This window comes from Maribacter sp. MS6, from assembly GCF_056839185.1.
Window position 1 is genome coordinate 416,309 of the sequence record NZ_CM166389.1, and the last position, 14,243, is coordinate 430,551.

A 14,243-nucleotide genomic window follows, 5' to 3' on the forward strand; every position below is an offset into this window, starting at 1 on the left:
ATAAGAAACAGCTTTTTAATAATTTATACGTTTTAACTAGTAAACAGATGCCTTATTAAAGTGCTTACACAGCATATAATACACTACTGCTCTATGCTTATTTTTATTAGAGGACCCGTATTTATCCATAACGGTTTTAATGGCATCCATTAACTTTGGACTATCGGCCATACCCAGTTTTTTTATTAGATAATTGTTCTTAACTGTCTCTAATTCTTTTTCATCACCACCGGAAACCTTAGAGGCATCCAAGTTGTAAATGGATGGTCCTAAACCTACAGTTACTTTTGTAAGCAAATCCATATCGGCACTTTCTCCGAACTTGTCCTTAATGTCCGCAGCGTACTTTTCGATTAAATCATCACGTTTACTCATAATCTTTAGTGTTTGTAATTAATAGTTAATAGTGCTCTAAGATATAAAATGAAAGTAATCCATCAAAATTTTATTATTCAATAATCTCGGGGTCTGAATTTCAAGTAATCGAGGTGTTTTGGCAACTTCAAAAAACGCTAATAATTCTCGTTCCAAAGAATCCTGGTCATGTGCGCTATAGTAACCCAATCCAAACATTTTACAAAGTTCGCTAGCAGTTAAGTTATGCTTGGTTTCAAAAAAACGTTCAAAATTTTCCGAGTCCTCTTTTCCGGGCAATATTCTAAATATTCCGCCTCCGCTATTATTTACAAGAATAATCCTAAAATCTTTTCTAAGATAATTATTCCACAAGGCGTTACTATCGTAAAAAAAACTCAAATCTCCTGTAATCAATAGAGTTGGATTCTTGTTATAAAATGAAGCGCCAACTGCTGTAGAAGTGCTCCCATCAATACCACTGGTTCCCCTATTACAGAATACCTGAACCGATTCTTTTATATTGAACAATTGTGCATACCGAATTGTGGAACTATTGGCCAGCTGTAACTGATATGCATCGGGGATGCTGCCAAGAATGGTATTGAACACGGTAAAATCGGAGAACGGAACCTGTCTCAAGTAGGTTTCTCTCTTTTCCAGATAATGTTGTTTTATATCGTTCCAATGAGATAAATAAGTACTTTGCGGTACATTATGTGCTTTATAAAACTCCCTTAAAACTATATTGATAGGCAGCTTTAAATGGGTATCCAAACAAAAGAAGGTGTCGTTTGCCCGCTTTTCTCCTACATGCCAATGATATTTTGGACTATACTGGCGCAAAAAGGCCTTGATTTTTTTTGATACAATAAGTCCGCCAAAAGTAAGTAACACCTCTGGCTGAAGGGCTTTAAAGAGTTCTACCTTATTCTCAGACAGCTCTATAGGTGCTACCAAGGTGTCAATGCTATTAAAAAAATTGGGGTGATGCAGGTTAGAAGTACTTTCTGTTAAGACCAAAACAGAAGGGTCTAATCCCAACCTGTCCAGCAATACTTGTTCCACGCAATCAGGGTGGTTTACTCCAACCAAAACCATTTTTCTAGATGCGTTGTTCCATATAGCTTTAAACGTATCTAAAGCAATAGTACCATCGTTTTTTTGTAGCACTGGAGTGGTCTTTAAAACTACTGTTGGCTCCTTTACAAAATCATATAACGGCTCTTCAAAAGGTACATTAATATGTATGGGCAAAAACTCTTGCTGCGCGGTTTGCAGGGCGCGATTGAGTTCCACATCATTAAAATCCTGGATTTCCTTCTGTAGTGTGTAAACTTCTTTATTCTTTAGCCAATCCGCTTTATAACGCAGAATGCGGTCAGTAGCATGTGAAACATCTTGCTTCAAGTTTGCCGAGTATCCAATATGCCTATGAAATACATGGTCCTGTCGAATGGTTTGTCCATCTCCTACATCAATTTTATAGGAAGGCCTATCTGCAGATATGACTACCAAAGGTATTTCACTATAGTACGCTTCGGTTACTGCTGGGTAATAGTTTAACAAAGCACTCCCAGATGTGCAAACGACTGCTACTGGTTTCTTAATGTTTTGGGCCATACCTAAGGCAAAAAAAGCGGCACAACGCTCATCTACGATGCTATAACAACTGAAAAAAGGATCTTCGGAAAAAGAAATTGTCAAGGGTGCATTTCTTGAACCCGGAGAAATTACGATATTGGAAATACCGTTTTTCTTACATTGAGCTACAACGGTCTGCGCTAAGGGAATTGAAGAATATTTCATGCCCTACAAAAATACAACCTGCAGCTTACTTAACCCAATTCTAATTTACTTAAGTAGCCAACAAACGTAACATGATTTGTGCCTTACTCTCGGTTTCTAGCCACTCATTTTTAGGGTCGGAAGCCGCCGTAATTCCTCCACCAACATAAATAATGACCGAATCATTAATCTTTTGCATACACCTAAGATTTACAAAAAGTTCAGAACTTTGTACAACGGAGCGGTACGCACTATTTTCTTGGTTTTTACGGTTTCTGTTCCTAGATTTTTCTTCCTTAAAGTTCAGTTCACCTAAAAATCCAGAGTAGTAGGTACGGGGATACTTCTCATTTTCCAAAATAAAGCGCTTAGCATCGCCTAGTGGCAAACCACAGACTGCAGGTGTAGGATGTAATGCAGTGAGTAAATCCTTAAACTTACCTTTAGAGAACAGACCCGTTATTTTAGACCTTAAATGCCAAAGATGACCGGCGCTTACGGTTTCTACGTCACCAACACTAACTGTCGTTGCTCTAGTAGCCAAAACTTCTGCAATATAGTCCGTAACAAGCTGCTGCTCCTCTAATTCTTTTGAAGTCCAATTGGGATGTTCCTTTCCTGCTTGCTTATTCTGCGTTCCCGCCAAAGACATTGTTGTAAACTGTTGGCCACTGGCCTTTACCAAAATTTCTGGTGTTGCTCCTAACCATAATCCTACTTTTGGATGATACCAGAGGTAACAAAAAGCATTGGGGTATGAGTTCAATAGTTCTTGAAATATTATTAAAACCGGCTTAGTAAGCGAGACTTTAATATTTCTGGAGAGTACTATTTTTTTGCACTTACCTGCTTGTATTTCTGATTTGGCCTTTTCTATCAAGTTAATATATCGCTCTTTTTCATCGGAATTACTTACGGTCTCTTCCACGAAGCGAGCTTTCTTATTTTTTGAAACTTCGAGTACTGCGTTACAAACCTCATCAGATTTTAATAGCACCGGATTTTTAGTGTCCAAAAAGGGGGCGAACACAAAACCTTGCTCCCTATAATCTACTACCTCGTTTAAGATGTTATCGTATTGAAAAATAGCATTTAATATGTTTTGCTCAGGTTTTCTATACAACACGAAAGGCAACTCTTTGTCCAACTGAGTTTTGGCTCTGGCCATTAGTTTGGCACCCATACTATTTTCTTGGTAATGCGATAGTCGTTAATTTACACACCGATATCAATTGGTCGGCTTCATCGGTAATTTTAATGTCCCATAACTGTGTGGTCCTACCTTTATGGATAAAGGTTGCCTTTGCGAATACATAACCGGAGACTATACTTTTTACATGATTGGCAGAAATCTCAATACCTCTTACTATAAATTGTTGTGCATCTAGAAAAATATAGGAAGCGGCACTTCCAACACTTTCTGCAAGGGCAACCATGGCACCTCCATGTAAAACGCCATCTGGTTGATGTACACGTGGATTTACGGGCATTCTACCTACTAAGAAATCCTGGCCTACATCTACATATTCTATCTCCAAGGTCTCCATCATCGTATTCTTTGAGGATGCATTACATATATTTAAAATCTTTTCTTTGTGGTCGTTCATCTTTTTTTTGTAAAATTAAGGAATACTATTGCAATGAACCAGTTGTAAGCAAATGAATAGAACGACGAAATCAGTAACATACGCCACCAAAAATTCATATTCGACCTTAAATCACGTAACTTCCAAAACCAAAAATGTTTGGATTGTGTTTCATGGTATTGGTTATCTAAGTCGATATTTCCTTAAATATTTTAATGAACTAAATGCCCTGGAAAACTATATAATAGCACCTCAGGCACCTTCTAAATACTATTTGAACGATACCTACCGTCACGTAGGCGCTAGTTGGCTTACGAAAGAGGATACACACCAGGAAACTAAAAACCTATTTGAATATATTGATGCCGTGCTACAAGCAGAATCGATTCCAGAGCACTGTAAACTGATAGTATTCGGGTTCTCGCAAGGGGTCTCGGTAGCAACTCGATGGGTAGCACAAAAGAAAATGAAGTGCAATAAGCTGATACTTTATGCTGGTAGCCTACCAAAGGAGCTACATCCCGAGGATTTTGAACATTTAGTCTCAAATAGCACAGAAATCATCACAATCATTGGTAATAACGATGCCTATATTACCCCAAAAAGAATGTTAGAAGAGGAAGAAAAAACTAAAGTACTATTTAAAGGAAAGGCGAAAGGAATACGCTTTATAGGCGAACACGAAGTAAAAAAAGAAATCATTAATTCCTTGGTTTAAGGTACATGAACAACATTTTAGAGAATTCCCGAGTGAAACTAGTGCCATTAAAAACAGAGCACTGGACACTACTTTGGCCCATTGCGCAACAAGTGGACTTATATAACTACGGAACTAGTGATGTTTCTTCGCCTGAAAAGCTAAAAAATTATATAAAGGTTGCCATGGACGAAGCGGCAGGTCATAAATCCATACCCTTCGTAATCTACAATCTAGAAACCAATGAAGTGGTTGGCTGTACCCGATTCGGAAACATAGATAAGGTAAACAAAGTGCTACACATTGGGTGGACATGGATTTCCCCTGTCGTACAAGGAACAGGCCTTAATCACCAAGTGAAATTTTTAATGCTCACCCATGCTTTTGAAACTTTAAAATTCAAAAAAGTAGAATTTCGCATAGACGAAAGAAACATAGTATCAAGAAGGGCCGTTGAGAAATTAGGGGCGTATCTTGAAGGAATCCTGAGAGAAAATATGATCGTTAAAAATGGATTCAGAAGAAGTTCTTGCTGTTATGGAATTCTGAGCGAAGAGTGGCCAGCTTTAAAAACTACTAAATTTAAAGCATTAGATAATTAAAGAATAAAGTGAGCTACTGCTTTCCTACTCTTTTGTTTGCACTTCCTCATAATAGGTAATCTTACGTGTGATATATGAATTTTCAGGGGCAATAATCTGTTTCACCCAATTACCATTTTCCTTATTGTCGTACTGGTATATATAGGTTTTTTTCTCTACCGTATTTATTCCTTTTATCACCTCTTCTATTAACATATCGTTTTCGTCATAATTGTAGGAGGTACGGATGGTTGGTATAAACTTCTTATCCTTCTCCGCATATTCAAATTCTTGCTTTGCGATTAATTTTCCGGCAGCATCGAATACCTCTTCAAATGCCTTGTTTTCTTCGCCTCGCAAAAATTCTTTGATCAAGACTACTTCCTGTAAATCTCCATTTTTCTTTTTGATTGTTGAGGTCCGAATCGATTTTAAGGGCACATTATTAATGAGATAGGTAACGGTATATTCACCTTTATATTTCTTATACTCCACCAATGTTTCATCTATGCCTTCATCATTTAGACGGGTAATTTTGACTAAATCACCATTATCATCGTATTCATAAACGTATTGTTCTAAAAACTCATTTTCATAAGAAACTATTTTTTCGGTAACCTTCCTATTTTCAAGCGTGTCTAAGGTGTATAAATGCGCTAGAGAGGTGCTTGGATCAAACGTATTATTTCTGTAAGACTCAGAACGTTTCTCCGTAAGATTTTCATTTTTGTACCTGTATGAAACCAAATCGTAGTCTGCCTCATTATACCTTGTGATTGCTTTGGTCAACCGACCTAACCTATCAAAATCATATTCTTCCTTGCCGTAACTGGTGCTTACCAAACAGGTCTTTACTTTGTTGTTTAGGTCAAAATCATTTAATGTGAATAATTCAATTTCTTGCGCATGAGAATGGCAAGTATGAACTAAAAAGCTAAATAACAAAATACGGAAACATTGTTGTAACATAGGTACAAAGGTACTTTTAATTGGAAGAAGCAAAAACAAAATGTATACCAAACTAAAAAAGGCCGGATAACTCCGGCCCTTTTTCTACTTATATTTAAACAGTAGGCTACTTAACTTCTTCGAAGTCTACGTCTTCTACATTGTCACCTTCTGCTGTTGCCTCAGTTGCAGGCTCTCCTTGTGGAGCACCACCACCCTGTTGTGCATCTGCCTGAGCCTTGTACATTTCTTCGGAAGCTACTTTCCAAGCTTCGTTTATTTTGTCCAAAGCTGGAGTTATTACCGCTAAGTCCTTGGACTCATAAGCCGCTTTTAATTCCGTTAAGGCATCTTCGATAGGTTTTTTCTTATCATCGGATAATTTATCTCCAAACTCTTCTAATTGTTTTTCGGTCTGGAAAATCATACCATCGGCTTCGTTCAACTTGTCGGCGGTTTCCTTAGCTTTCTTATCGGATTCGGCATTAGCTTCCGCTTCGGCCTTCATTTTCTTGATTTCTTCTTCGGTCAATCCTGAAGAAGCCTCGATACGAATATCTTGTGACTTGTTCGTTGCCTTATCCGTTGCAGAAACTTTAATAATCCCATTTGCGTCAATATCAAACGTCACTTCAATTTGAGGTGTACCTCTTTTTGCCGGTGGAATACCGTCCAAATGAAAACGTCCTATTGTTTTATTGTCGTTCGCCATTGGGCGCTCTCCCTGGAGTACGTGAATTTCAACTGAAGGCTGATTATCCGCAGCCGTAGAGAATACCTGAGACTTTTTCGTTGGTATCGTCGTATTAGATTCAATCAACTTTGTCATTACACTTCCCATAGTCTCTATTCCTAAAGACAACGGTGTAACATCCAATAGCAGTACATCCTTAACATCGCCAGTTAATACACCACCTTGTATGGCAGCACCAACGGCAACAACCTCATCAGGATTCACCCCTTTTGAAGGTTTCTTGCCAAAGAATTTCTCAACGGCTTCTTGTACAGCAGGGATTCTAGTTGAACCACCTACCAAGATAATCTCGTCGATATCACTTTTAGATAACCCTGCAGCTTTAAGTGCTGTTTGGCAAGGCTCAATAGTCCTTTTCACCAAATCATCGATCAACTTGTTGAAGTTGGCCAATGTCAACGTGCGCACTAAGTGCTTCGGTCCACTTGCAGTAGCGGTAACGTATGGCAGGTTTATTTCAGTCTGTGCAGAGGAAGACAATTCAATTTTAGCTTTTTCAGCAGCCTCTCTTAACCGTTGTAATGCCATAGCATCATCACGTAAATCTATGCTCTCATCTTTCTTAAACTCGTCTGCCAACCAATCAATAATTTTTTGATCTACATCATCTCCACCTAAATGTGTATCTCCATCAGTAGACAATACTTCAAAAACACCATCTCCCAGTTCCAATATGGAAACATCATGTGTACCGCCACCAAAATCAAAAACAACAATTTTTTGGTCGGTATCTTTCTTATCCATTCCGTATGCCAAAGAAGCCGCAGTTGGCTCGTTGATTATACGTTCTACGGTAAGACCGGCAATTTCACCAGCCTCTTTTGTAGCCTGTCTTTGTGCGTCGTTAAAGTAGGCCGGCACTGTAATAACAGCTCTGGTTACGTCCTGTCCCAAATAATCCTCAGCAGTTTTCTTCATTTTCTGAAGAATCATTGCAGACAATTCCTGAGGAGAGTACATGCGGCCATTTATATCTACCCTTGGCGTATCGTTATCTCCCTTTACCACTTTATAAGGCACACGATCCGCTTCTTTTTTAGACTCGGAAAATTTGTTCCCCATAAAACGCTTTATGGAGTAAATAGTGTTGTGAGGGTTGGTTACCGCCTGTCTTTTGGCTGGATCCCCAACCTTGATTTCACCACCTTCTACGAAAGCAATAACGGATGGCGTTGTTCTTTTTCCTTCTGCGTTCGGGATTACCACTGGCTCGTTACCTTCCATTACGGAGACGCAGGAGTTCGTTGTACCCAAATCTATACCTATAATTTTACTCATTTTATGTGTTTTAAATATTAGTGCTTATTTCTTTAAATCATTACCTAATTGACAAACAATATGCCAAGGGACAGTAACCTGACAGGATGTCATTACAACTTATTTCTAAATGGTATATCAATACTATTATTTTTGAATTATCGATATTTTGCAAGAAGAAACCAATAAACTTCTATGTAAATTAGCTCAACACAAATTGACAAATATGTTACAAATTGAGTGTATCAGTATTTTCGACATGCTAAAAATAGGAGTTGGTCCATCTAGCTCGCACACCTTAGGTCCTTGGCGTGCCGCTGAAAGATGGCTGGCAGCGTTACGGGTAAAAGAACAATTTGATGAAATTGAAACCGTAATTGTAAATATGTATGGCTCGTTATCCCTTACCGGAAAGGGCCATGCCACTGATTACGCCGTAATGCTAGGGTTATCGGGGGCTGACCCAGAATATATCCCTATTGAAGATATTCATCCATTGGTACACCAAATAAAAAGGAATAAAGTTTTACAATTAGGGAACGAAAGAGAAATTGAATTTGATCCTGAATTGCATATTGTTTTCCATAGAAAATTTCTTCCTTTTCATGCAAACGGGCTCAAATTTGAAGCCGTTTTAAAATCTGGTCAAAAGAAATCGAAAACTTATTATTCTATCGGTGGCGGATTTGTGGTGGTAGAGGAACGTAAAAATGCAAAAAAGAATATCGATGCTTTTAAAACTTTTCCATTTCCCGTTCAAAAAGGGGCGGAATTATTAGCCTTTTGCGAAAAAGAACAAAAAAGCATTTCTGAAATCGTTTTGGAAAACGAGCGCTCCCTTAGAACAGATGAACAAATAGATACTGAAATAAAACGTATTTGGGATACCATGCTCGAATGTATGTATACCGGGTGCCATACCGAAGGAAAACTACCTGGTGGACTTAACGTAAAAAGAAGGGCTTATGATATTCACAAAGGATTAAAAGGGAACCTACCGTATGAGAATCATGAAGAATGGCTAATGACCATTAGACAGACGGAAGTCAAATTTCGTCAAATATTACAATGGGTAAGTTGTTTTGCGCTAAGCGTAAACGAAGTGAATGCCGCGCTTGGCAGAGTGGTTACGGCTCCTACGAACGGAAGCGCAGGAGTGATACCGGCTGTTTTAATGTATTATATGGTGATTGAAAACCACGGTGGCAACTTTGAACACATCAAGCAATTCCTTTTAGTAGCAGGGGAAATTGGAAGTATCTTTAAGAAAGGTGCTACCATTTCGGCAGCTATGGGTGGCTGCCAGGCAGAAATTGGGGTTTCCTCTGCCATGGCAGCAGGAGCACTGACCGAATTGTTGGGCGGCACACCGGAACAGGTGTTGATGGCCGCTGAAATAGCGATGGAACATCATTTAGGGCTTACCTGTGACCCAATAGGCGGATTGGTACAAATTCCGTGTATAGAACGTAATTCGATGGGAGCAATAAAAGCTATAAACGCAGCTGAACTCGCTTTGGGGTCTGACCCAAAGGAGGCAAAAGTACCTTTGGACAAAGTAGTACAGACCATGTGGGAAACTGCACAGGACATGAGTTCCAAATACAAGGAAACCTCAGAAGGAGGTCTCGCCGTTGGTGTGTTCTTAAGTGATTGTTAGGTCTTGGGTAGCTAAAAAAAACGAACTGATAAACGAATCACGCTGCAACGATTTCAGAATGTTATTCCGAATATTTGGTAATCAAACGGACCATCAAATCGTTAAGTTTTTCCACTTGATACTCCCCTACACTGGCTTCTAAATGGTCATTTCCGATTCCGCTATCATTGGTAATGAAAACGTAAGTGCCATTGGTAGCTATAGAGAAAGAACGCATTAAATACTCGGTTTCCTTATCGATTCCGCTGGCTGTTATGGGAATAATTTTTATTCCCTTTTTCGCAGCGTCTACTATAGCACCCTGAAGTTGATTGATAATGTTGCTATTATTATGGGGAGGAGCATCCAATAACAAAAAAGCGATTCTGGCTTTCGCTCTATTGGACCACTGTAATTCCGTCAGCACCGTATTCAACGCTGTATGCACTGCCTCTGGGAAGTCCCCACCCCCATCTGCACTTTGCGCTTTTATAAAATCCAAAGTAGTCTTTGTACTACTGGCAAAACCCGAGTGCTTTACCACATAATCGTCTCCTTCATCCCTGTAAAACACACTTGATGTCATAATATCCAAACTAGGAGACTCCTGTTCCACCTTTTCTATAACGCTCAACAAATCTTTTTTCAAAAACTCCAGTTCATCGCTCATACTACCCGTGGCATCCACAATGAAAGCCAATTCTACTTTTGTACCTGCCGAACCCACATCATTTAGTATAAATTCATTGATTCCTTCATCAAAAATTTTTAAAGATGAAGTCATCAGTTTATTGTCTATGAATACAGTAAAGTCCTCTGTGGCGATGTCCAAACTAGATTGCCGCAATCCAACGAAAAGTTCGGCAGTACCTAAATTATCGGTTTTAGCCTCCCACACTACGTTACCGCCTTTCTCCAGTCTTACAGGCACATCATTTAAAAGTTCGTCCATTTCGCTTTTTACAAGTACAGCAATCCTATTGAGTGTATGAAACTTCCACAAATCAGCCTTGTTGGAAAAATCTTCAGTTTGGAGTAAGTCTTTCCAAAAGGTCCAGTTGTCCAAATCGTTCCATTCCGCTGCAGTTACCAATCCGGCTTCACCACCAGTACCATTGCCGTTTCCGGAGGGTGTAGTAGCACTTCCCGAATCGGAGGCAAAAGTTTCAGATCCATCTGATGTTTCATCGGTACTATTTAAAATCGACTCGTCAACAGAGGCATCGTCATCACAGGATACCAATAGAAAACCAACTACTAAAAAGCTTAGGAAAAATCGTATATGTTGCATGGTGCTATTGTTTTACTAACAAGAGTAGTAGAACGTAAATTGGTTGCGTATTTATTTGCCAATTTTAAAGGAACCAATCCTTAAATATAAAGAAAGGTTCAGGACCATCCTTGCCTTCTCCAACGATGATAAAATGAAGTACCGCTTTTACCCTAGTTTAAAAATGCCAATACGTTTTTTTCAATACGTGCTTGAATATTATCGGTGTTGGCTTTAACGAATTTTTCTCCAATAATCTTTTCGAAGAGTTCTATGTACCTATTGGATACAGTAGTGATGTACTCATCTGTCATTTCAGGAACGGCTTGTCCCTTCAACCCCTGAAAGTCGTTAGCTATTAGCCATTGCCGCACAAACTCTTTTGACAATTGTTTTTGCTCGGCTCCCCTTTCCTGCCGCTCCTCATAGCCATCGGCATAAAAATAGCGGGAAGAATCGGGCGTATGAATTTCGTCTATCAATACGATTTTACCCTCTTTGGTCTTACCAAACTCATATTTGGTATCCACCAAAATCAAGCCTCTTTTGGCCGCAATCTCGGTTCCTCTTGCGAAAAGGGCATAGGTATAATTCTCCAAAATGGCATAATCTTCTTTGGATACGATTCCTCGTTTTAATATATCGGCTTTTGAAATATCTTCGTCATGGTCTCCCATTTCAGCCTTGGTAGCTGGAGTTATAATAGGTTTCGGAAACCTATCGTTCTCCTTCATACCTTCTGGCATCGCAACACCACAAAGCATTCGTTTGCCGGCTTTATATTCTCGTGCCGCGTGACCGCTCATGTAACCTCTAATCACCATTTCTACTTTAAAGGGTTCACACGCATGACCAATGGCAACATTAGGGTCTGGGGAAGCCGTTAACCAATTGGGAACAATATCTGCAGTATCGGCCATCATTTTGGTCGCTATTTGATTCAAAATCTGACCTTTGTAAGGGATGCCCTTTGGCATGACCACGTCAAACGCAGAAAGCCGGTCCGTAGCTATCATGACCAAAACATTGCCCTCTAACGCATAGACTTCACGAACTTTTCCTTTATAAACGCTTAGTTGACCTGGAAAATTAAAATTGGTATCTGTAATCGTATTCATTTCATTCTCTTATATGGTTTGCCAAATGATATAAAGTACCTAATGGTTAGCGTATCGATTCTAATTTTGATGTTCAATGGTCTTGTATGCGTCTATTACTTTTTTGACAAGCTTGTGTCTAATAACATCTTTATCGTCCAAATAAATTATTTCTATCCCCGGAACGTTTTGTAAAATTAATAACGCTTCCTTTAATCCGGAAATAGTTCTACGAGGTAAATCTATCTGACCCGGATCTCCAGTTATCAAAAATTTGGCATGCTTTCCCATTCGTGTCAGAAACATTTTCATCTGGGCATGGGTGGTATTTTGTGCCTCATCCAATATTACAAAAGCGTTATCGAGCGTTCTTCCTCGCATAAAGGCCATAGGTGCTACTTGAATGATTCCCGTTTCTAAGTAATGAGTCAATTTTTCTGGACTGATCATATCTCGCAACGCATCGTATAACGGCTGCATGTAAGGGTCTAACTTTTCCCTTAAATCTCCGGGTAAAAAACCTAAATTTTCACCCGCTTCTACCGCTGGTCTGGTTAGGATAATTTTACGAACCTGCTTCTCTTTAAGCGCCTTTACGGCCAAGGCTACACCCGTATAGGTTTTACCCGTTCCGGCTGGCCCTATAGCAAATACCATATCGTTTTTTTTTGAAGCATCGACTAGTCGTCTCTGATTGGGCGTCTGTGCTTTTATAAGTCGACCACTGACACCATGCACTAAGGTTTCCCCACTTTTCGCAGAAGATTGATTTTTACCGGTTTCCTCAGTATCCATAAGTACGCGCTCTATACTATTCTCGTCCAATCTATTATATTTCACAAAATGGTCGGTTAGCATTCCAAAGCGCTTTTCAAATTCTTCTAGAAGTGCATCGTCACCATAAGCTTTAATCTTATTACCCCTCGCCACGATTTTCAATTTTGGAAAATACTTTTTTAGAAGGTCTATATGTTCGTTTTGCTGTCCAAAGAAATCTCGTGGACTTATCTCGGTTAGTTCTAAAATCAGTTCGTTCAAATAGTAATTTTTAGTAAGGTGAAAACTAAGCTCGGTTTAATTTCGCCCAGCTTTATTTTTGTGTAATTTTGTTTATCAAATTTAGGTAAAAATTAAGTTTACCTTATCAAAAACATATCAACATTGCGGTATGGCGATAATCACCTTAACGACCGATTTTGGACTTAAAGACCACTTTGTTGGCGTCCTTAAGGGCTCTATTTATACAGAACTTCCAGAAGCTACCATTGTTGATATTTCGCATGGTATTTCACCGTTTAACATACAAGAGTGTGCTTATATACTGCAAAACTCCTATCATAACTTTCCCAAAGGCTCCATACACATTGTTGGTGTAGATTCTGAGGCTACCCCGGAGAACAAACATATTGCGGTATTGGTAGATGGTCATTTTTTTATAAGTGCCAACACTGGTGTCATTGGTCTTATTACCTCAGAAATGAAGCCTGAAAAAGTGGTTGAACTTCACCTCCCGGAGCGCATACAGGGTTCTTTTCCTGTAATGAGCGTTTTCATTCGGGTGGCATGCCATATTGCCAGAGGCGGTACATTAGAGGTCGTTGGAAAGCGGTATTCAGAACTTAAAACCTTGAGGGAATTTTCGCCAAGAATGGCCGAAGATGGTAAAAAAATTACTGGAAGCGTCATATATATCGATAATTACGGGAACGTAGTAACCAACATAAAAAAATCATTTTTTGATAGTTACGGCAAGGACCGCGAATTTGAACTACATGCAAGAAGTAAAAAGATAAGGCAAATACATAGTAATTACAGTGGTATTGTAAATTTTAACGGAGAAACGGACAAGCAAAAAAATGATGGGGATTTGTTGGCCCTCTTTAATTCATCGGGCTATCTGGAAATTGCCATCTACCGAAGCAACCTAGACACGGTGGGTGGTGCGTCTACATTACTTGGCTTGGAATATAGAGATACTATCATAATTGATTTTTTCGATTAAATAAACGTCGATTACGAGTACTTATTCCCTACACACCAAAAATTCATTTTTGTTTGGGTAAAGGGTTTAATTGAAGATTGTACAATACCTATAATGGTTAATAACTCCCCAGAAGAAAAGACAAGGAGCGCAGAGTAAGTTGGTATTGCGGTCTTTGAGTGTATAAAAAAGGTTTAGATTACTGTTAATAAGTTTGTTTCCTATAAAACCCCAATTCAAATATCTTTGTTTTACAGGGATTCTATTGAAATTGGAGCCTTATATTGATAA

The 14,243-nt window shown here is 39.0% G+C and carries 13 protein-coding genes; 4 read left to right on the forward strand and 9 right to left on the reverse strand.

Going from position 1 to position 14,243, the window contains the following annotated elements; all coding sequences use genetic code 11:
* Positions 1 to 36: 36 nt before the first annotated feature.
* The 4 genes from MS6x_RS02025 to MS6x_RS02040 are packed head-to-tail and all read right to left on the reverse strand — an operon-like array spanning position 37 to position 3,749.
* Positions 37 to 375, reverse strand: coding sequence for a DUF2853 family protein (locus MS6x_RS02025; RefSeq protein ID WP_482605113.1), 339 nt, complete (start codon positions 373 to 375; stop codon positions 37 to 39).
* A 36-nt stretch (positions 376 to 411) separates the two neighbouring features.
* Positions 412 to 2,163, reverse strand: coding sequence for a 2-succinyl-5-enolpyruvyl-6-hydroxy-3-cyclohexene-1-carboxylic-acid synthase (gene menD, locus MS6x_RS02030; RefSeq protein ID WP_482605114.1), 1,752 nt, complete (start codon positions 2,161 to 2,163; stop codon positions 412 to 414).
* 49 nt (positions 2,164 to 2,212) lie between these two features.
* Complete coding sequence (locus MS6x_RS02035; RefSeq protein ID WP_482605115.1) at positions 2,213 to 3,325, reverse strand: chorismate-binding protein; 1,113 nt, start codon at positions 3,323 to 3,325, stop codon at positions 2,213 to 2,215.
* Position 3,326: 1 nt separating this feature from the next.
* Entirely contained in the window at positions 3,327 to 3,749 is a 423-nt protein-coding gene (locus MS6x_RS02040) for a PaaI family thioesterase (protein WP_482605116.1), read from the reverse strand.
* A gap of 52 nt (positions 3,750 to 3,801) precedes the next feature.
* Here MS6x_RS02040 and MS6x_RS02045 point away from each other — a divergent pair, with 52 nt between their 5' ends.
* The gene (locus tag MS6x_RS02045; RefSeq protein WP_482605117.1) at positions 3,802 to 4,446 is read left to right on the forward strand and encodes an alpha/beta hydrolase; all 645 of its coding nucleotides are present in this window, start codon (positions 3,802 to 3,804) and stop codon (positions 4,444 to 4,446) included.
* Between the two features lie 5 nt (positions 4,447 to 4,451).
* The gene (locus tag MS6x_RS02050) at positions 4,452 to 5,027 is read left to right on the forward strand and encodes a GNAT family N-acetyltransferase (protein WP_482605118.1); all 576 of its coding nucleotides are present in this window, start codon (positions 4,452 to 4,454) and stop codon (positions 5,025 to 5,027) included.
* Positions 5,028 to 5,051: 24 nt separating this feature from the next.
* Here the strand turns inward: MS6x_RS02050 and MS6x_RS02055 are convergent, their stop codons facing one another.
* Positions 5,052 to 5,975, reverse strand: a complete 924-nt coding sequence (locus MS6x_RS02055; protein WP_482605119.1) for a hypothetical protein — start codon at positions 5,973 to 5,975, stop codon at positions 5,052 to 5,054.
* Between the two features lie 106 nt (positions 5,976 to 6,081).
* Positions 6,082 to 7,986 carry a molecular chaperone DnaK gene (dnaK, locus tag MS6x_RS02060; protein WP_482605120.1) on the reverse strand — a complete coding sequence of 635 codons (1,905 nt, stop codon included), beginning with the start codon at positions 7,984 to 7,986 and terminating at the stop codon, positions 6,082 to 6,084.
* A gap of 214 nt (positions 7,987 to 8,200) precedes the next feature.
* On the opposite strand from dnaK, the gene MS6x_RS02065 reads away from it, so the two are divergent.
* On the forward strand, positions 8,201 to 9,625 hold the full coding sequence (locus MS6x_RS02065; RefSeq protein WP_482607126.1) for an L-serine ammonia-lyase: 1,425 nt from the start codon (positions 8,201 to 8,203) through the stop codon (positions 9,623 to 9,625).
* Between the two features lie 61 nt (positions 9,626 to 9,686).
* Here the strand turns inward: MS6x_RS02065 and MS6x_RS02070 are convergent, their stop codons facing one another.
* From MS6x_RS02070 to MS6x_RS02080, 3 genes are all read right to left on the reverse strand, one after another.
* Positions 9,687 to 10,895: a vWA domain-containing protein gene (locus tag MS6x_RS02070; protein WP_482605121.1), complete on the reverse strand. Its 1,209-nt coding sequence runs from the start codon at positions 10,893 to 10,895 to the stop codon at positions 9,687 to 9,689.
* A 152-nt stretch (positions 10,896 to 11,047) separates the two neighbouring features.
* Positions 11,048 to 11,992 (reverse strand): phosphoribosylaminoimidazolesuccinocarboxamide synthase, encoded by a 945-nt coding sequence (locus tag MS6x_RS02075; RefSeq protein ID WP_482605122.1) that lies wholly within the window; start codon positions 11,990 to 11,992, stop codon positions 11,048 to 11,050.
* Between the two features lie 60 nt (positions 11,993 to 12,052).
* Positions 12,053 to 13,009, reverse strand: coding sequence for a PhoH family protein (locus MS6x_RS02080; protein ID WP_482605123.1), 957 nt, complete (start codon positions 13,007 to 13,009; stop codon positions 12,053 to 12,055).
* 130 nt (positions 13,010 to 13,139) lie between these two features.
* Between MS6x_RS02080 and MS6x_RS02085 the strand changes: the two genes are divergently transcribed.
* Positions 13,140 to 13,973, forward strand: coding sequence for an SAM hydrolase/SAM-dependent halogenase family protein (locus tag MS6x_RS02085; protein ID WP_482605124.1), 834 nt, complete (start codon positions 13,140 to 13,142; stop codon positions 13,971 to 13,973).
* The last annotated feature ends 270 nt before the right edge of the window (positions 13,974 to 14,243 follow it).

What these genes read in the sequence shown, in the direction of transcription:
- MS6x_RS02025 (WP_482605113.1), bottom strand. Translation starts at nt 375, where the DNA reads ATGAGTAAACGTGATGATTTAATCGAAAAGTACGCTGCGGACATTAAG.
- menD (WP_482605114.1), bottom strand. Translation starts at nt 2,163, where the DNA reads ATGAAATATTCTTCAATTCCCTTAGCGCAGACCGTTGTAGCTCAATGT.
- MS6x_RS02035 (WP_482605115.1), bottom strand. Translation starts at nt 3,325, where the DNA reads ATGGGTGCCAAACTAATGGCCAGAGCCAAAACTCAGTTGGACAAAGAG.
- MS6x_RS02040 (WP_482605116.1), bottom strand. Translation starts at nt 3,749, where the DNA reads ATGAACGACCACAAAGAAAAGATTTTAAATATATGTAATGCATCCTCA.
- MS6x_RS02045 (WP_482605117.1), top strand. Translation starts at nt 3,802, where the DNA reads ATGAATAGAACGACGAAATCAGTAACATACGCCACCAAAAATTCATAT.
- MS6x_RS02050 (WP_482605118.1), top strand. Translation starts at nt 4,452, where the DNA reads ATGAACAACATTTTAGAGAATTCCCGAGTGAAACTAGTGCCATTAAAA.
- MS6x_RS02055 (WP_482605119.1), bottom strand. Translation starts at nt 5,975, where the DNA reads ATGTTACAACAATGTTTCCGTATTTTGTTATTTAGCTTTTTAGTTCAT.
- dnaK (WP_482605120.1), bottom strand. Translation starts at nt 7,986, where the DNA reads ATGAGTAAAATTATAGGTATAGATTTGGGTACAACGAACTCCTGCGTC.
- MS6x_RS02070 (WP_482605121.1), bottom strand. Translation starts at nt 10,895, where the DNA reads ATGCAACATATACGATTTTTCCTAAGCTTTTTAGTAGTTGGTTTTCTA.
- MS6x_RS02075 (WP_482605122.1), bottom strand. Translation starts at nt 11,992, where the DNA reads ATGAATACGATTACAGATACCAATTTTAATTTTCCAGGTCAACTAAGC.
- MS6x_RS02085 (WP_482605124.1), top strand. Translation starts at nt 13,140, where the DNA reads ATGGCGATAATCACCTTAACGACCGATTTTGGACTTAAAGACCACTTT.